The sequence below is a fragment of the Hyphomonas atlantica corrig. genome (assembly GCF_000682715.1).
Taxonomy (GTDB): Bacteria; Pseudomonadota; Alphaproteobacteria; order Caulobacterales; family Hyphomonadaceae; genus Hyphomonas; species Hyphomonas atlantica.
Genome location: NZ_AWFH01000045.1, coordinates 1 through 17,628, shown reverse-complemented (window position 1 = coordinate 17,628; position 17,628 = coordinate 1). Strand labels below are relative to the sequence as shown.

Here is a 17,628-nt window from a genome sequence, read left to right as displayed (position 1 = left end):
GCCGGAGTGAGCCTTAGCCTTCCGCCACCCTATATGGACAGGTATACCACTTAAAAACGGCTCAGAATCAAAACCCCCAAAGGGATTCATGAATTATGTCAGGCGCACATCTTCCCGGTCTCGTTCGCGCTGCAGCGGGCAAACGCATTGTCTGCGTCGGGGACGTCATGCTGGACCGGTTCATTTATGGCGGTGTGACGCGCATCTCTCCCGAAGCGCCAGTGCCCATCATGCGTCGGACGCGGGAATCGGCCATGCCGGGCGGCGCGGGCAATGTGGCGCGAAATCTGGCGTCGCTGGGTCTTGCCGTGTCGCTGATCGGTGTGGTCGGCGATGATGGCGAAGGCCGTGAGTTGGCCGCGCTGCTGGGCGATATCGATGGCGTGGAAGCGGACCTGATCGCCATGCGTGAGCGAGCCACGACGCTGAAGACGCGTTTTGTGGCGGGTGGCCAGCAATTGCTGCGCGTGGACGCCGAAGATACGAGCCCCATCGGCGCGGCGTCCGAGGCGGAATTGATCGCCTCCATCGCCGATGAAGCCAGCCGGGCCAGCGTCATCATCCTGTCAGACTATGCCAAGGGTGCCGTCACGGATGGTGTCATCGCCGCGGCGCTGGCAGCCGGGAAGACGTATGGCATTCCTGTGATCGCAGACCCGAAGGGGCGGGATTTCGCCCGGTATGGCGCGGTAGACCTGATCAAGCCGAATGCCAGCGAACTCTCAACCGCCATGCGGCTGCCCGTCGAGACCGATCAGGAGATCGAAGACGCGCTGACGGCGGCGCAGACGGCGCTGCCCGCGAAGTCGATTGTGGTCACGCGCGCCGCGAAGGGCATGTCCTATGCCGCAAATGGCGAGCCGATCGTGCATCTGAGCGGGCAGGCGCGGGAGGTTTATGATGTTTCCGGCGCAGGCGATACGAGTATTGCTGCACTGGCGCTTGGCCTTGCGGGGGGCGGCGACCTTGCCGATGCGGTGGCGCTGGCGATCGCGGCGTCCGGCATTGCAGTTGGCAAGGCCGGCACGGCGACGGTCTCGGCCAGTGAATTGCTCTCAGCCCTGCAATTGGGACTGCACAATGGAGGCGTCAGCTATCTGTCGCTTGAGGCCGCGACTTCGCAGATCGCCGCCTGGCGTGAAGCGGGCCTGACTGTGGGCTTCACCAATGGCTGTTTTGACATTCTTCATCCAGGGCATCTGCGGGTTCTGGAAGAGGCAAAGTCGCGCTGTGGGCGGCTCGTGGTGGGGCTGAACTCTGACGCGTCCGTCAAGCGCCTCAAAGGCCCCACCCGGCCGGTAAATGATGCAGATTCCCGGGCGCGGGTCCTGTCCGGCCTGATGGCTGTGGACGCCGTGGTTGTCTTTAAGGATGACACGCCGCAGGCACTGATCGAGGCCCTGCAGCCGGATTTGCTGGTGAAGGGCGGAGACTACACGATCGAAACGATTGTCGGCGCGGACATCGTGCAGGCGCGTGGGGGCAGCGTGCATATCGTACCGCTGGTGGACGGCCAGTCGACGACGGCAGCCATTGCGCGGGCCAAGGCAGAATGAGCCAGGCTGTACAAGTGGCGGCGCAGCTGCTGCGCCAGTACGGCGATGATGCCGAAGTCATCGCAACTCTGCGCGCTGCAGAAGTCGCGGCGCAAGGAGACGCAGAGGCCCTGGCGCACTGGGATGACGTGATTGCCTGCCTGTCAGGGTCCGGCGCGCCGGAAGGGCCGGCAAACTAGCGTCAGTTCGCGACGCCCTTTTTCAGCTCGTAGCGGCCGCGGCCGGTCTCATTGAACCATTCCTGAATGTCCGGATGGCTGAGCGGCGTTTCAGAATCGTCGATGATCAGGTTTTGTTCGGAGACATAGGCGACGTAGTGCGTGCGCTCGTTCTCGGCGAACAGGTGGTAGAAGGGCTGGTCCTTGCGCGGGCGCACTTCTTCCGGGATCGATTCGTACCATTCGTCTGTATTGGCGAAGACGGGGTCCACATCGAAGATGATGCCGCGAAACGGAAAGTGGCGGTGGCGCACGACCTGACCAATCTGGAACTTGGCCAGAAGGGGTGTGATGTCGTTGTAACGCTGTTCTCGATTCAGCGGCTTGTCCAGCAATAGCGGATCCTCGGCCTCCTTGCGGCGGCCGAGCCCGATGCTGCGTTGCAGCTTCTCCAAGAGCGTTGTGCGTCTGGCCATTTCCCACTCCTGTGGTACACCATGCATCAACGATAAAACTTGGGCCACACTATGGCTGATAAAAAATCAGCGGTGCGGCGCGGAAAACGCAGCCGATCGCGACCCGCCAAGCCTTCCGACCTGTATGCGGCGGTGGACTTGGGAACAAATAATTGCCGCCTCCTGGTGGCCGCCCCACACGGAAAGACCTTTCGTGTCGTGGACTCGCATTCCCAGATTGCCCGGCTGGGCGAGGGATTGCACGAAACCGGACGGCTGTCCGACGCTTCCATAGAACGCGCGCTTGATGCGCTGAAGGCGATCCGTCGCAAGCTGAAGTCGCATGGCGTGGGCAAGGTGCGCTGCATCGCGACCGAGGCCTGCCGCAAGGCCGAGAATGGCGCGGAATTCATTGAGCGCGTGCACAAGGAAGCCGGGCTCACCTTCAAGATCATCGGCGCGAAGGAAGAGGCGCGTCTGGCCAGTATCGGCTGCCATGACCTGATTGGCGAGGATGCGCCATCGGTTCTGGTAGTGGACATTGGCGGCGGCTCGACAGAGCTGTCCTGGTTGAATGCAGAATTGGCCCGCGCCAATGGGCTGAACGGCCTGATCAAGCGCGCTCCGATCCAGAACTGGACGAGCCTGCCGCTGGGGGTGGTCACCCTGACCGAAGCCTATGCGCACCTGCCGGACGCTGAGGCCTATCAGGCGATGCTGGACCATTGCAGCGAGGTGATTGAGGACTGGAAGGGCACCAAGGCCATCCGGTCTGCAATGGGCCTGCGCGGGGCGCACCTGATCGGAACATCCGGCACGGTGACGTGCCTGGCGGGTGTGTACCTGAAACTGGACCGGTACCGCCGGGATCGCGTTGACGGTACATGGATGAGCCGCAAGTCCGGCGAAGAAGTGCTGAACATGCTGCGTGCAGCGGGGCCGGATGGCCGCGCGGCGCTGCCGACGATCGGTGAGGAACGCGCCGGACTGATGCTGGCAGGATGTGCTATCCTGGACGCGCTGTGGCGGGCCTATCCGGCTGGGCGACTGCGTGTTGGTGACCGAGGGCTGCGCGAAGGTCTGTTGCTGAGCATGATGTATGGCAAGAAACCGGCGCGGCGTCGCAGGGGCGGGCGCAAACGCGGTGGCGGCGCGGGCGAGGCAGCCCCAACCCAGACGTCCAGCCCATCGGCGGAGAATTGATATGAGTGACGACGGAAAACGCCGCTGGAAAGGCCCCGGCAAGGAAAGCAAGAACACGTCCGGCCGCCAGATGAGCGAGCGGAAGGTGATTGCGCACCGCGCAAAGAATGAAAGCTCCAAACGCTGGATCGAGCGCCAGTTGCAGGACCCCTATGTACGCAAGGCCAAGGATGAAGGCTATCGCGCACGGGCGGCCTACAAGCTGCTCGAAATCGATGAGAAAATGGATCTGTTGCGCAAGGGTCAGCGGGTCGTTGATCTGGGCTGTGCGCCGGGTGGCTGGATGCAGGTGGCGGTCAAGAAGGGCGCGCTGGAAGTGGTCGGCATCGACCTGCTGCCGGTGGAGCCGATGGAGGGCGCGCACATCATCGAAGGGGATGTGACCAATCCTGAAGATGTCGAGGCCATGCTGGAGGGGCTGAGCGGAGCGCCGGACCTCGTCTTGTCAGACATGGCGGCGAACACGACCGGGCACAAGCAGACAGATCATTTGCGCACGGTCGCGCTGGTCGAGATGGCCGTGGCGTTCGCAGTTGAGCATCTGGCACCGGGCGGCAGCTTCTGTTCGAAAGTCTTCCAGGGTGGGGCAACAAAAGAAGTGCTCGAAACGCTGAAGGCGCACTTCAAGACCGTTAAGCATATAAAGCCTCCGTCCAGTCGCGCGGGCAGCCCGGAGATCTTCGTTGTCGCGAAGGGGTTCAAGGGCCGCTAGAAGCGGCGGTCGATTGTGTTCGGCACGCGGCGATTGCGGCGGCGATTATCAATTACGGAATTGAGATAGTGATCGGGATTGCGGCCCGGATTGGCACACACCGGATCATAGCCGATCTCGACGCTGACCTGGTAATGCGTGACCCGTCCATCCTTGATGAAACCGCGCGTATTCGACACTTCGAACCAGTCTGGCTCACCGTAAGTGTCCCGTGCCAGCACAAGTGCACGATCAATCGCATCATCCACGGAGATGGGAGAGGTGCCGATGATCTGGCGATTGGGAGACATAGCGCGTGCCACGAATAATAGGGTCCTGTTGAATGATGGGTCTATGCAAGGACTATGCAAAAGCAGGGTATCTGGTTCCAATTTTCTCGTGAGTTGCGCAGGCGTTTTCACAGCGTTACGGTTAACGATACCGATTGGGGCGCATACGGATTGGCGGGCTCCAGAAATTGCAAAGGATTGCATTTTGTGAGTGGAGGGTTTGGGATGCTTGGCCGGATTTTTCTGAGCGCGTTGTCAGCGCTGGCCTTGGCCAGTTGCGCCTATTTGCAGGACGTTTACGCCGACGGGCGCGGGTTCGAGTCGGGTGCGGATCCTTATGAAAAGATCCAGTTCGCGGGAGAGCGCGCCACCCCGACCGAACGCGCCAGCTGTGAAGCTGCAGGCGGGACTGTCGCACGGGATGGCCTGTTGGGATGGGAACAATGCATACAAAGGTTTGCGGATGCAGGTAAGGCGTGTTCGGACAATTCCGATTGCCTTGGCCAGTGCCGTCTGACCTCATCCGCTGACATGCCGGGCCAGGACGTGAAGGTGACCGGGACATGCCAGGTCACCGATACGCCGTTTGGCTGTTACGCCACAGTCGAGCACGGGCGAGCGACGCCCATGCTCTGCGTCGACTAGCGCCACCCCTCTTACACCGGCAGCAAGTGCGCCTCGGCCTCGTCGCGGTGTTTCTTCAGGTATTTCATGAAAGGCGTGCCGCCGGTGCCGACATCCGGGTCATTGCCCGCGCCGCCTTTTGACTGCTTGTTGATGTAGCTGGCCGCGTATTCAAGATGACGGGTCCGGAAGCGGGCGAGCTTTGACACATTTTCATTATACAGAATAGTTATCGCCTTGTTGCCCACGCCCTCCACATATTCACGCAGGGAGCTTTGCGCGCGCACGTCTTCGATGAAGCGTCTGTGATTAGGCGGACGATAGGCGTGCAGCTCGTCCAGGAAGGTGCGGAGCGGGTCAGCGGCGTGTCCGACGCAGAGCAGGGCGTCCATTGCGGGAACGATGGAGGATTGTGAACCGGTTTGTCCACGGAATGCCTGGGGCGCGCCATTCGTTTCGGCGACGCCTTCATAGATCAGGCCGTCGCCGAGGGCCGGATTGTCCTTCCAGCCATGAATCCAGGGGCGGACCCTGTGAAAATAAACATAGGGATCACACTGGTCTGGCATCCGGTCGAATATGGCATTGATGTCGTCCCATGCCGCCGACATCGCGGCGAGGCTTGCCTCGATTGCGGCGGCATCACCATCGCCGTTCGAGAGATGCGAGATCAGATTTGTGGCTTCTTCCAGCAATTCGCCGGCGCGCGCCTCGATCGCGACATGGACGAGGATGAACCAGGCTTCGTCCAGCCCGCCATCGAAATGCTGGATGGTGTAGATGTTCGACAAGTCTATCGGACCGTCAGCATCAAACCGCCCCCAGTTTTCGAGTGTGTAGCTGGAATATGGCAGCAGGGGCGGTTGCCCGATGGCTTGGCCGATTTGCCAGATCGGCACCGCAAGGCAGGCGGGCAGGGCCTTTGGCGGCTCCTTCTCTCCCCAGACATAGGACTGCACCATGAAACTGTAGTGCAGCATGGCGATGCGTTGTTCAGCGTCGCTGGCATTGGCGAGGAAGTCCGTCAGGTCCAGTGCGGGCAAGGATTCCAGATGCGCGCGGACGCGGCCCGTGGGCAGGATGCGCGGCAGGGCCAGCGCCATCTCGCGGATCGGCTGCAGGAATTCCGGCAGGGTAATATCTGTCGGGTCAAAGGATGACAGGAAGCCACGCTCCCGGCTCAATCCATAATCGGTCAGTTTCATCGCTCGCTTCCTCCCAGAGCAATTGATTACAAATGAAACTAACGACACTTCGCGCAGATTGACCATAGGGAAGTTGTTGGAATTGCAGCCATGCGCAGGGATTTTCACAGAGGGACTTCACAAAACAGCGCGACTCCCTTATGCGGCCAAAAAGGGAGCTCCCCACATGAAAATCCGACAAGCCATCACCTTCGACGACGTGCTGCTCCAGCCCGGGGCCAGCGAGGTCATGCCCGCTGACGTTGATGTTTCCACCTTCCTGACCAAAGCCATTCCGTTGAACATCCCGCTGATCTCGGCGGCGATGGACACGGTGACCGAGGCGCGCCTGGCGATTGCCATGGCGCAGGCCGGGGGCATTGGCGTGATCCATCGCAATCTCTCCATCGAGCAACAGGCCGGTGAAGTGGCGATGGTGAAGAAGTATGAGAGCGGCGTGGTGATGAACCCGGTGACGATTTCGCCATCGGCCAGCCTGGGCGATCTCAACGAACTGAAGCAGCGCACCGGCTTTTCCGGCATCCCAGTGGTAGACGGCGCGGGCAAGGTGGTGGGCATCATCACCAATCGTGACACGCGCTTTGCCGAAGATGTGTCGGAATCTGTCGCCAATCTGATGACGAAGGAAGTCGTCACGGTGAAGATGGACACATCGAATGAAGAGGCTCGCCGCCTGCTTCACAAGCACCGGATCGAGCGGCTGGTCATCGTGGATGATGACAATCGCTGTGTCGGCCTGCTGACCGTGAAGGACATGGACAAGGCAGCCGTGAACCCGAACGCCGCCAAGGATGCGGCCGGGCGCCTGCGTGTGGCGGCGGCCTCGACCGTCGGCGATGCGGGCTTTGAGCGGACGGAAGCGCTGATCGAAGCGGGCGTCGACTGCGTGATCATAGACACCGCGCATGGCCACTCCATCTCTGTGGCGCAGGCGGTTGAGCGCGCGAAGAAGATTTCCAACTCCGTTCAGATCATTGCCGGTAATGTGGCGACGGCGGAAGCGACCAAGGCGCTGATCGATGCGGGCGCGGACGCGGTGAAGGTCGGCATCGGGCCGGGCTCCATCTGTACGACGCGGATTGTCGCTGGTGTGGGCGTGCCGCAGCTGACCGCCATCGAGGCGTGCGCGGAAGCCGCCCAGTCAAGCGGCGTTCCGGTGATTGCCGATGGCGGCATCAAATTCTCTGGTGACTTTGCCAAGGCGCTGGCCGCCGGGGCCTCAACCGCCATGATGGGCTCCATGTTCGCCGGCACGGAAGAGGCGCCGGGCGAGGTGTTCCTGTATCAGGGCCGTTCGTACAAAGCCTATCGCGGCATGGGCAGCCTCGGCGCAATGGCGCGCGGCTCGGCCGACCGCTACTTCCAAAAGGACGCCGCGCAGGAAAAGCTGGTGCCGGAAGGCATTGAAGGCCAAGTGCCGTTCAAGGGGCCGCTCGGCCCGATCATCCACCAGATGGTGGGTGGCCTGCGCGCGGCCATGGGATATGTTGGTGCCAAGACGATCACCGAGCTGCACGAGAAAGCCGAATTCGTCCAGATCACCGGCGCGGGCCTTCAGGAAAGCCACGTGCACGACGTGCAGATGACGCGGGAAAGCCCGAATTATTCGCTGACAAGGTAGGGGGATGTGATGGATGCTGAATCTCGGCACTGCGAAGTACTTCGTTACACTCATGCTTTCAGCGAACTAAAATCGTCCCACCATTTTCTATATGATTTCCCATGGGATGCCGGAGACACAAGTTTTGATCGAGTTATCTTCGGGATTAATCCTGGAGAGACAAAGCAAGATTGGAAAACTTGCCCCGACAGTGCGCAACCTCAAACGCGTGTGCGGAACTTTCGTGACGAGTACCAAGTCAACAGGTTGTCGACCAACAGTGTTAAATGGAGAAATTGTGTCGAGTATTATTGTGGGTTGAAGGGAAGTCTTCAAACCGAGTTTTTCTTTTGGAGTTCACCGAGAACTAATTCGAAGTTCGTAGAGCGTTTTGGTCGTCCGCTAGAAGAATGTGAAGATCATCTGAAATTTTGCATGCGCATGAACAAGATTTTGTTGGACGAGGTGAAGCCCAAAAGTGTGATTGCGCCGGGTTTGAGTTCAGCAAAATTTGCGAAGTATTACTCTTTAAGTTTCGAGAGTATTATTCGTGCTTCAAATCATCATAGGTTAGTGGAGTTGTGGCGAGATGAGTCAGGTTTGCCTTGGCTGTTCACTAAGCACTGGACTGGTGCTCGTTTCTTTACGAAGGACCAGAAGGAAGATATTCGAGCAGCAATAAAGGCTGTTGAATTGACTGATCAGCTTCCAAATTATTAGTCCGACCCCCGCCACATCGCCTCCATGGGCGGCGAGCCTTCCCCCACTTCAAATATCTCCATCCGTTCAAAGCCGTGGCTCATATAGAAGCCGGAATTGGCGGGGTTGGTGTTTTCCAGATAGCAGGGCAGGCCCGCGCGGTCGGCGGCGTCCAGCATGGGGCGCAGGATCGCCTTGCCGAGCCCGGTGCCGCGGGCGGCCTTCCGTGTGCCGATGGTGAAGAGGTAGAGGTGCGGGTCTGAGGGATGATGCTTCGCCATGATCTCTCCCGCGCCCATCGCGCGCTTCATGGCGCCTTTTGATCCCTTGCTCATCAGGGACCAGACAAGCCGCAGGGTCTGAAAGCCGGACATGCCCTGGCGTGTGTCAGACAGGCTCCACATGGTTGCCGCGTCATCCCCCATCATGTGGCAGATGCCATGTGGCAGGTAGATGTCCCGCGCAAGCTGTCTGAAGGTCGCCTTCATTGCGGCGTCCGTGCCGAAAATCCAGCGATTGATCGGATCTTCCGAAAAAGCCTCGGCGGTGATGTCCCCCAGCTGTCGCCAATCCGATGGGGCGGCGCGCGGCAGGCCGCCCGGCAGGTCCAGTTGCAGCATAAGTGTCTCCCTTGCGGGCATTACGGCATTTTTGACGGGACTTGACCAGAGGCCGCCCTAGGTCAGCCTTGGTAACAGGGAGACGCCTATGACAGAGCGGATAGCCATTATCGGGGCGGGCCTAGCGGGCCTGAGCGCGGCGCGCGCCTTGACGGCGGCGGGGCACACACCGGTCGTGTTCGAGAAAAGCCGCGGTCTTGGCGGTCGTCTGGCGACGCGGCGCACAGAGTTTGGGCCGATCGATCACGGCGCGCCCGGCATTCCGGAGAACGTGGCGATCGACGGCGAGGCGTGGCCGGGCGCGGATGCCAGCATGCGCCAGACCGGACTGCCGGGCGTGAGCGCGCTGGCGCGAAAGCTGTCAGACGGATTGGAGATCCGCACGCAGGTGGAGGTGCAGCCACTGATGCGCGCTGGAGCGGCCTGGGCGTTGACCGATCAGGCGGGCGCGAGCCTGGGCGTGTTTGACCGCGTTCTTGTCACCGCGCCGCCGGTGCAGGCTGCGGCGTTGACCGCGGCGGATGCGGGGCTTGCCGCCGAGGTTGAGACGGCCGAGATGTCGCCGCTCTGGACATTGCTGCTGGCCTTCGCCGATCCGACGGGACTGGAGCAAGAGGTGTTGCCGCTTGAGGGGGCGCTGTCGAAAGCCATCCCGATGCTGGCAAAGCCGGGCCAGACAGGGCTGGAGCGCTGGACAGTGCACGCCAGCGAAGCGTGGAGCGAGGCCAATCTGGAGCTTAAGAAAGATGATGCCGCGCAGGCGCTGTTCGACGCGTTCCGGGAGCAGGCGGATGTGCCGGGAGAGCCGGACTATCTTGCGGCCCATCGTTGGCGCTATGCGCGGGTGCGCACGCCGCTGGGCCGCCCCTTCGTTGCGAATGCCGAAGCCAGCCTGATCGCCGGCGGCGACTGGGCGCTGGGAGACCTTGCCAGCCACGCCATTGAGAGCGGCAAGGCGATGGCAGCGCATGTGCTGGACGCAGCCGGTTAAGCCTTTGCCGGTTTCCCTCGCCCGATTTGCACGGTAACAGGGCGGTTTGCAGAGACCCGAGAGGCTATTCCCATGCGCAATGGCGGACGCATCGCAGCGGCAATTGACGTGCTGAAAGACGTGCTGACCCGGCACCAGCCGGTGAAATCGGCTGCGCGGGACTGGGGGAAGCGTGCGCGCTATGCCGGATCGAAGGATCGGGCCTGGGTCAGCGGCCTGGTGCTGGATGCGCTGCGGAAGAAGAACTCGATTGCCCATGCGATGGGCGATGACAGCCCGCGCGGCCTGATCCTGGGTGCGCTGGCGCATGCCTGGGGCTGGAATATCCGCCAGATTGACGACGCGATGGATGAAGACCACGCGCCCAGCAAGCTGACGCTGGAAGAGCGCGAGCGGCTGGTGATGGCCCCGGACCCGGTGGCCCCGCCGCACGTGCAGGGCGATTTCCCGGAATGGATGGCGCCGATGATGGCGCGCGTGTTTGGCGAGGAGGCCGCTGTTGAAGCGCAAGCCATGGCTGTGCGCGCTGATGTGGACCTTCGTGTGAACACGCTGAAAGTGGACGCCGAGAAAGCGGCCCAGCCGCTACGCAGCGCCAAGGCGGAAGCCTCCCCGTTGCTGGTCAATGCGTTTCATATTCCGGCGCGCGATCCGAGCGAGCGCGAAGCGTCTCTTGAGAGTATTCCGGCCTATTCCAAGGGCTGGGTCGAGGTGCAGGATGCAGGATCGCAGATTGCGGCGGCGGCAGCCAACGCCCAGCCGGGCGAGCAGGTGCTGGACTATTGCGCTGGCGGCGGCGGCAAGACGCTGGCCATGGCCTCTCAGATGCAGGGCAAGGGGCAGATCTTTGCCTATGACATTGATGGGCGTCGCCTGTCGGCACTGATCCCGCGCCTGAAGCGTTCCGGCGCGCACAATGTGCAACTGGTTCATCCCAGCGAGCCAACCCAATTGAGCGACCTGACCGGCCAGATGGATTGTGTGTTTGTGGATGCGCCCTGTACGGGGACCGGCACCTGGCGTCGTCGGCCGGATGCAAAATGGCGGCTGAAAGAACGCCAGCTTGAGAAGCGTATGGGAGAGCAGGACGAGATCCTGGCGGCGGCGAGCCAATATGTGAAACCGGGCGGGCGGCTAGTCTACGCAACCTGTTCCTTCCTGATTGAGGAAGACGAAGACCGCGTGGCGAATTTCCTGTCTTCCCATGCTGACTTCAGTGAAGAAGATGCGGCGGAAGCGGCAATCGCTTCAGGCTTGCTGACTGAAGACGGCGCGGCCATGATCCGGAAATTCCGTGCCCCGACAGGCAGTGTGCGCCTGACCCCGCGCCGGGCCGGGACAGACGGCTTCTTCTTTGCTGTGCTGCGCAAGGCGGGCTGAGCCTAGCTTTCGCTGAAATTGTCGATGGCGCCGAGCAGGGAGGCGATTTCGCGTCGTTCCTGTTCGGTCAGTTCCGGACGCCAGACATCGAACAGCAGCACAATGCGCGTCTGGTCGGCCTCGTTCTTCGCTTCGTGCTCGATCGTGTCATCGAAGATGACCAACTTGCCTTCCTGCCAGTGATGCGTTTCGCTGCCGACCCGCAGCCAGGCCGGGCCGGGGACGATCAGCGGCAGATGGCAAATGAGGCGCGTGTTCACCATGCCATTGTGCGGCGGTATGTGCGCGCCGGGCTTCAGGACAGAGAACAGAACCGACGGGCATTTGCCGTCCGCGAAATCCAGCGGAACTTGCTCCAGCGCCGCCGCGGTCGCGGGGCAGCGCGCGCAGTTCTCTTCCACCTTGCGTCCATCTTTCCAGAGATAGAAGGCGCTCCAATCCGTATTGTCGAGCAAATGATGATCCTGCGCGCCGAGATGTCCGCTGGTGCGTTCGATGTAGGGACGGAAGCTCGCCTGATCTTCGGCGAGGACGGCGCGGAGTTCATTCTGGATCACTGGAGTCTTGGCTTCCAGATCCGGCACCCAGTCGAACGCGCCGGGATCATAGAACTGGATCTGGGGCAGGCCGGGGAAATAGTAGCGCCGCGGCTCCTGCAGGAAGATGCGCTGCCGGCCGAGCAGGATGTCGAGCGATTGATGAAATCGTGCAGAGCGCTGGTCTGGCGGGATCAGACCATCAAGGCGCGCGGCATAGTCTGAGGCATACTCCGCCAGCCGGGCCTGAGCGCGCTGGAGACCGGCCTGAACCGGCGGCGGCAGGTTTGGGGCCTGCGCCGCAAGGGATAAGGCCGCGCGATAGGCGTCTGATGCCGATTGTGTGTCGCCACTGGAATGACTGACATCGCCGAGCAAGAGCAGGCTGCCCAGATCATTCGGGGCCTGCGCAAGTATGGTGCGGAGCGCATCAGCTGATCCCGCCCAGTCGCCCGCACGGGCGCGATCCAGCGCGGTTTGTTTCAATTCGGCGAGTGAAAGCGTGTCAGTCATGACCGGAAGGTCAGCCACTTTGCCCCAAACCGTCAATAGGGGCAGCGGAACAGCCCTTAAGATGTGGACGAATCTGTCCGTCTCGGCTATCGGGCGCCATGACTGAGCAAAGACATGAACGCGCCCTCATTGTCGATTTCGGCAGCCAGGTGACGCAGCTGATTGCACGGCGCCTGCGCGAGAGCGGCGTCTATTGTGAAATTCACCCGTTCAACAAGGTCAATAGCGCCTTTCTCGACGCCTATGGCCCGCAGGCGGTGATCCTGTCCGGTGGCCCGTCCAGCGTGACCTGGGAAGACAGCCCACGCGCCGATGACGCCATCTTTGAGCTGGGTGTACCCGTGCTGGGCATTTGCTATGGCCAGCAGGTGATGATGCAGCAGCTGGGCGGCAAGGTGGAAAGCGGCACGAGCCGCGAATTTGGCCGTGCCTTCATCGAAAAAGTTGTCGATGATCCGATCCTGTCAGACCTGTTCCACGCGGGCGATAGTGAGCAGGTCTGGATGAGCCATGGTGATCATGTCGCCGAGATGGCGCCGGGCTTCGGTGTGATCGCAAAATCGCCGGGCGCGCCCTATGCGATTATCGCGAACCCCGAGCGGAAATTTTACGGCACGCAGTTCCACCCGGAAGTCGTGCATACGGTGCATGGTCGTGAGCTGCTCCGCAATTTCACACATGGTGTTGCTGGCCTGAAGGGCGACTGGACGATGGCGGCGTACCGCGCCGAGGCCATCGAGAAGATCCGCGAACAGGTGGGCAAGGGTCGTGTGATCTGCGGCCTGTCAGGCGGCGTGGATTCCTCCGTTGCAGCGGTGTTGATCCATGAAGCGATTGGTGACCAGCTGACCTGCGTCTACGTCGACCACGGCCTGATGCGCCAGGGCGAAAGCGAGCAGGTGGTGACCCTGTTCCGCGAGCATTACAACATTCCGCTGGTACATGTGGACGCGTCTGACCTGTTCCTGGGCAAGTTAGACGGCGTGTCGGACCCCGAACGCAAGCGCAAGATCATTGGCGGCCTGTTCATCGACGTGTTCGAGGAAGAGGCAAAGAAGATCGGCGGGGCGGACTTCCTGGCTCAGGGTACTCTGTACCCAGATGTCATTGAGAGCGTGTCGGCCCTGGGCGGGCCAAGTGTCACGATCAAGAGCCACCACAATGTCGGTGGCCTGCCTGAACGCATGAACATGAAGCTGGTCGAGCCGCTGCGTGAATTGTTCAAGGATGAAGTGCGCGCGCTGGGCCGCGAGCTTGGGCTGCCGGAAAGCTTTATCGGGCGGCATCCATTCCCGGGACCGGGCCTTGCCATCCGCATTCCGGGTGAGATCACACGGGAGAAGGCCGATACGCTGCGCAAGGCGGATGCGATCTATATCGACGAAATTCGCAAGGCCGGGCTCTATGATGAAATCTGGCAGGCCTTCAGCGTGCTGTTGCCTGTGAACACGGTCGGCGTGATGGGCGACGAGCGTACTTATGAAGCCGTGCTCGCCCTGCGCGCCGTGACCTCAACCGATGGTATGACGGCGGATTATTACCCGTTCGAACACGACTTCCTCGGCCGCGTGGCCACGCGCATTATCAACGAGGTAAAAGGCGTCAACCGCGTCGTCTACGACGTCACCTCGAAGCCACCCGGAACGATTGAGTGGGAATGATTTCATTCTGACAGTCGGGCCGGTCACGGTCTGTGTGGGCCGTCTCGATGGCGCTGAGTAACTCCAGGTCAGTTATGCTGAACCTCGGGCAAGGTTTAAACGGCCTCGCCCGAGGTAAGCAGCCTGAGCGCAGAGAAGTTTGCGCGGTCTTTCCGCGTTCAGAGTGGTGGCTTTCTGATGGTATTTGACGCGGGAATTAGGAGGTTGGGTCCTTTCACCGCCTAATTTGTCGAGGAGACAGCTTCGCGGTTACGAAGACCACGGGATTCCAAATACGCGATGGCGGCGTCTGGGTGATCGGTCAGGAACATGTCTATGCCGTGATCGACCAGCCAACCCCAGCCCGAATCGGGATCGCTTTCAGAAGCCTTGTCGCCATGACCACCCGAGCGGTCATCACTATACGGAAAAGCGATCATTCTGGTTTCGGGTTCAAACTGGGCCATCAACTCGATCGGAGGATTGTCGGCTTTGAAATCCTTCACCTGAACATGGTCGACATGGGCCGGTATCTGGTCCGGTGAGCCAATGGCTTCGATGTTGGCACCGACGACAATGATCTGATCGTCGGTCAGGCCGGCCGAAATCAATCGACGGCGCGCTCTTTCCGGTACGACGGCCTGATCGAGCAGACCTTTTGCCTCGACCATGTCGTACACTTGATCAAGGCACCCGTTGCCGCATTTCAGGTCCAGCCGGAACATGATGCGATTTGCCATAAGGTCGAGCGCATCAGAGAGCGACGGAGGCGTGAGGTTTGTCGGGTTTCCCGCATCATCCAGGATTGTTGCGTTGGTAATTTCCGCGAGCGTGTATTGTGTCGTCTTTCCGCTCAAAGTCGTTGTGCGATCAACAGTCTTGTCGTGCATGAGAACAAGTTGTTTGTCCTTCGTGAGCGCAACATCTATTTCGATCCAGTCAGCCCCAATGGTGATGCAGTGCTCAAGGGATGGCAATGTATTCTCTGGGCGTTCGGTTGAGAAACACCCCCGATGCGCCTCAATCAGCACGTAGGGGTCAGTGGGGTCGTGCGCTATTTCGACAGTCCTGGCGAGATGTGGAGGCAGATCGAATGGCGAAACTGAAGGGCGTGTGTCTGGTGAGTTTGTGGAGCAGGCACCCAAGGCCAAGGCGAGCGTCGAGAAAGCAAAAGTGAAATGTTTCATGGAAAATCCTTGCTGTAAAAATGCGCTGCCGAATGCGGGGTGGGGCATCCGACAGCGCACAATCACCTTTTCAGGTGATTAGTATTGGAAATTCACACCGAGCCAGACCACGCGGCCGCGCTGAGTATTTCCGCTCAACAAATCGCCAGTGGGGAATCGGCGATTGAACTCAAGTTTCTCTTCCGTGACGTTCTGCACTTCACCCAGAATTGTGATCCGGTCTGTCAACTCATATCGAGCCTGCATATCGATCACGCCATTCGGTTGGGCGTAGACGTCGTAGACGTCACCGCTGTCGGCAAGAATGTTTGACAAATATTCGTCAACCCAGCTGTAGGCAATCTTGGCTCCGAACGGACCGTATTCGTATGAGAGTTGAGCATTCAACATGAGCTCTGGTTGGTTGACCCAGCCGCCTGGGTCGCGCTCATCGCCTTCGGCGTTGATGTAAGTGAACTCGCTTCCAATCCAGGTGGCGTTTGCGTCAAACACAAATCCGTCAAAGGGGGCGGGCAGAAGATCTGCGAAGTCTTTCCGAAGACCGAATTCGACACCGTAGACAGATGCCCCCGTTGCGTTGACGGGCTGGTTGACGGTCGCCGTATACAGATTTCCTTCATACTCAAAATCAGGGATTTCCGCGGTAACGATATAAATCAAATCGTCGACGTCCTTGTAGAAGCCGGCAATCGAAATAAGCGAGCCGCCATTGTCGAAGTAGTATTCGGCAGAGATGTCGAAATTATCACTTACGAGTGGTTTCAGATCCGGATTTCCACGCGAAATCGAGATGCGAGGATCGCTTGGGTCTGTGTCGTCCGGGGCGCTGTAGGCTTCACCCCGTTTGATATATTCGAAGTTTGGTCGCCCAATCGTGCGGGTGTAGGCCGCGCGCAGGAGTACGTCATCTGTGGCTTCGTAGGATGCAATGATCGACGGAAGCAGGAAGTCGTATTCGTAGGATCGCTTGGCTGGGACGAATTGTGCCGAGTCTGGATCGCTGGGCAGACGGACGTCGCGTATATACAGATCAACGTCAGCCTCGGTCTTGTCGTAGCGCAGGCCGGCATGCACCTTGAGTCGATCCGTTTGATAGGCCGCCTGAGCGTAGAAAGCGTAGATCGTTTCATCGATCTCATAGTCCGTATTGATCGAATTGTCCGTTCTGTCCGTGGTCTGGGGTTTGCCTTGAGCAATCCAGTCCGCACGCAGTGCTGCGTCGTCCACAAGGAAGAAGCGGACATTCGGGTCTGTTGTCGAGAACGTTGGATCTTCGACATACTGGTCAAACGTGACGAGCGGACAATTGGTAATGTCGGCCTCTGTGCATCCGTCCGTGTTGAACACGTCGCCTTCAATATATTCCCGGTCAAAACTATGGGACCGGTTTACGAAGGAACCACCGAGTTTGTATCCAAAACCGCGATCATCTTCTTCGTAATTGTGCATCCAGGCGCCATCGAGATAGATCAGGTCCTGTTTGATGTCCTGATAGCGTTCGCGAATGTAGGAGTTGGAAGAGATGGACGGGTCGTTCGACAAGTCTGGGTTCACGAATGTCAAAAGCGGATTCCCACTCGACTGGTCGTAGGAAAAGGTTGTGTCTTCGGACATGGCAGGCAGGAACTTGGACATGTTCCGGACGATATCGACCTCCGCACTTGAGAAGGATGCTGTCAGATCGATTGCATTGTCTTCTGAAAAGTCGTGAGTCAAACGGCCGGTAATTGCAGTCGTAGTCGTTTCCTCTGGCTGATAAACGTAGCCGGCTTCGATACGCCCTTGCGTCCAGTCGCCTGTGTTTTCAGTCTGATTTTCAGGGCGGATGCTCTGGTTGGAAATCGCCAGGTGTTCATGGCGAACTTCCTGTTCATCCTGGTAGAACCACCCCCCGAACAACGAAGCATACGTCGCGGCTGAAGGACGCCATTCCAGTTTGGCGACAGCTGAGGCGCGTTCCTGCTCGTTCTCGAACAAATAGATCTGGTTACGGCGAGGGGCCGCAAAGCCATTGGAATCGGCGAATGAATCGACGGTTGCGTTGCTTGCCGGGTCATCCGTGTAGAAATAGTAGGTTCCGCTTTCACCACCTGGCCGAACGGCGCGCGTGGTCGCGTAGAATTTTTCAAATGAACCCGCCGCGACAAATCCGAACTGATCCTGCGACCCGAAGCTGGTTGCGTAGAGGCCAGTGGCGCGAATGTTCTCGCCTTGATCGTCGACAACTTTCCCTGCGGTCGAGTTTTCACCTGTCCGTCGTCAGGTATTTGAGACTTCAGG

The 17,628-nt window shown here is 59.9% G+C and carries 16 protein-coding genes and 1 pseudogene; 10 read left to right on the top strand and 7 right to left on the bottom strand.

The features are described 5' to 3' along the window. The first annotated feature begins 95 nt into the window (after positions 1 to 95). A complete protein-coding gene (gene rfaE2, locus HY36_RS12785) occupies positions 96 to 1,556 on the top strand; it encodes a D-glycero-beta-D-manno-heptose 1-phosphate adenylyltransferase (RefSeq protein WP_035553540.1) in 1,461 nt (486 codons plus the stop codon). Next, positions 1,553 to 1,735, top strand: coding sequence for a hypothetical protein (locus HY36_RS12780; RefSeq protein ID WP_035553538.1), 183 nt, complete (start codon positions 1,553 to 1,555; stop codon positions 1,733 to 1,735). The genes rfaE2 and HY36_RS12780 overlap by 4 nt, the downstream gene beginning before the upstream one ends. Positions 1,736 to 1,737: 2 nt before the next feature. On the opposite strand, the gene hspQ is transcribed toward HY36_RS12780, so the two are convergent. Continuing rightward, entirely contained in the window at positions 1,738 to 2,067 is a 330-nt protein-coding gene (gene hspQ, locus HY36_RS12775) for a heat shock protein HspQ (protein ID WP_348763852.1), read from the bottom strand. A 321-nt stretch (positions 2,068 to 2,388) separates the two neighbouring features. Between hspQ and HY36_RS12770 the strand changes: the two genes are divergently transcribed. Together HY36_RS12770 and HY36_RS12765 are read left to right on the top strand one after the other, a co-directional pair. Next, the gene (locus HY36_RS12770) at positions 2,389 to 3,372 is read left to right on the top strand and encodes a Ppx/GppA phosphatase family protein (protein WP_241764204.1); all 984 of its coding nucleotides are present in this window, start codon (positions 2,389 to 2,391) and stop codon (positions 3,370 to 3,372) included. A 1-nt stretch (position 3,373) separates the two neighbouring features. Next, positions 3,374 to 4,084 carry an RlmE family RNA methyltransferase gene (locus HY36_RS12765; protein ID WP_035553534.1) on the top strand — a complete coding sequence of 237 codons (711 nt, stop codon included), beginning with the start codon at positions 3,374 to 3,376 and terminating at the stop codon, positions 4,082 to 4,084. On the opposite strand, the gene HY36_RS18200 is transcribed toward HY36_RS12765, so the two are convergent. Further along, positions 4,081 to 4,386: a dodecin family protein gene (locus tag HY36_RS18200; RefSeq protein WP_206741200.1), complete on the bottom strand. Its 306-nt coding sequence runs from the start codon at positions 4,384 to 4,386 to the stop codon at positions 4,081 to 4,083. The two genes, HY36_RS12765 and HY36_RS18200, sit on opposite strands and share 4 nt — an antisense overlap. A 192-nt stretch (positions 4,387 to 4,578) precedes the next feature. On the opposite strand from HY36_RS18200, the gene HY36_RS12755 reads away from it, so the two are divergent. After that, positions 4,579 to 4,998, top strand: coding sequence for a hypothetical protein (locus tag HY36_RS12755; RefSeq protein WP_051602775.1), 420 nt, complete (start codon positions 4,579 to 4,581; stop codon positions 4,996 to 4,998). An 11-nt stretch (positions 4,999 to 5,009) separates the two neighbouring features. Here the strand turns inward: HY36_RS12755 and HY36_RS12750 are convergent, their stop codons facing one another. Further along, positions 5,010 to 6,182, bottom strand: coding sequence for an indoleamine 2,3-dioxygenase (locus HY36_RS12750; RefSeq protein WP_051602774.1), 1,173 nt, complete (start codon positions 6,180 to 6,182; stop codon positions 5,010 to 5,012). Between the two features lie 166 nt (positions 6,183 to 6,348). On the opposite strand from HY36_RS12750, the gene guaB reads away from it, so the two are divergent. Further along, positions 6,349 to 7,803 (top strand): IMP dehydrogenase, encoded by a 1,455-nt coding sequence (gene guaB / locus HY36_RS12745; RefSeq protein WP_035553532.1) that lies wholly within the window; start codon positions 6,349 to 6,351, stop codon positions 7,801 to 7,803. 9 nt (positions 7,804 to 7,812) lie between these two features. Beyond that, complete coding sequence (locus tag HY36_RS18430; protein ID WP_155841912.1) at positions 7,813 to 8,502, top strand: hypothetical protein; 690 nt, start codon at positions 7,813 to 7,815, stop codon at positions 8,500 to 8,502. Here HY36_RS18430 and HY36_RS17880 read toward each other — a convergent pair. After that, positions 8,499 to 9,101, bottom strand: a complete 603-nt coding sequence (locus tag HY36_RS17880) for a GNAT family N-acetyltransferase (RefSeq protein ID WP_051602773.1) — start codon at positions 9,099 to 9,101, stop codon at positions 8,499 to 8,501. The two genes, HY36_RS18430 and HY36_RS17880, sit on opposite strands and share 4 nt — an antisense overlap. Before the next feature lie 88 nt (positions 9,102 to 9,189). Here HY36_RS17880 and HY36_RS12730 point away from each other — a divergent pair, with 88 nt between their 5' ends. Further along, positions 9,190 to 10,092, top strand: coding sequence for an NAD(P)/FAD-dependent oxidoreductase (locus tag HY36_RS12730; RefSeq protein ID WP_035553529.1), 903 nt, complete (start codon positions 9,190 to 9,192; stop codon positions 10,090 to 10,092). A 72-nt stretch (positions 10,093 to 10,164) separates the two neighbouring features. After that, the gene (locus HY36_RS12725) at positions 10,165 to 11,472 is read left to right on the top strand and encodes an RsmB/NOP family class I SAM-dependent RNA methyltransferase (RefSeq protein WP_035553522.1); all 1,308 of its coding nucleotides are present in this window, start codon (positions 10,165 to 10,167) and stop codon (positions 11,470 to 11,472) included. 2 nt (positions 11,473 to 11,474) lie between these two features. On the opposite strand, the gene HY36_RS12720 is transcribed toward HY36_RS12725, so the two are convergent. Continuing rightward, positions 11,475 to 12,521 carry an aspartyl/asparaginyl beta-hydroxylase domain-containing protein gene (locus HY36_RS12720; protein ID WP_035553521.1) on the bottom strand — a complete coding sequence of 349 codons (1,047 nt, stop codon included), beginning with the start codon at positions 12,519 to 12,521 and terminating at the stop codon, positions 11,475 to 11,477. A gap of 98 nt (positions 12,522 to 12,619) precedes the next feature. Between HY36_RS12720 and guaA the strand changes: the two genes are divergently transcribed. Continuing rightward, on the top strand, positions 12,620 to 14,182 hold the full coding sequence (gene guaA / locus HY36_RS12715) for a glutamine-hydrolyzing GMP synthase (protein ID WP_035553520.1): 1,563 nt from the start codon (positions 12,620 to 12,622) through the stop codon (positions 14,180 to 14,182). 221 nt (positions 14,183 to 14,403) lie between these two features. On the opposite strand, the gene HY36_RS12710 is transcribed toward guaA, so the two are convergent. Then, complete coding sequence (locus tag HY36_RS12710; RefSeq protein WP_035553515.1) at positions 14,404 to 15,348, bottom strand: glycerophosphodiester phosphodiesterase family protein; 945 nt, start codon at positions 15,346 to 15,348, stop codon at positions 14,404 to 14,406. Positions 15,349 to 15,426: 78 nt separating this feature from the next. Then, positions 15,427 to 17,568, bottom strand: a pseudogene (locus HY36_RS12705) (TonB-dependent receptor); the annotation flags it as partial. Positions 17,569 to 17,628 lie beyond the last annotated feature (60 nt).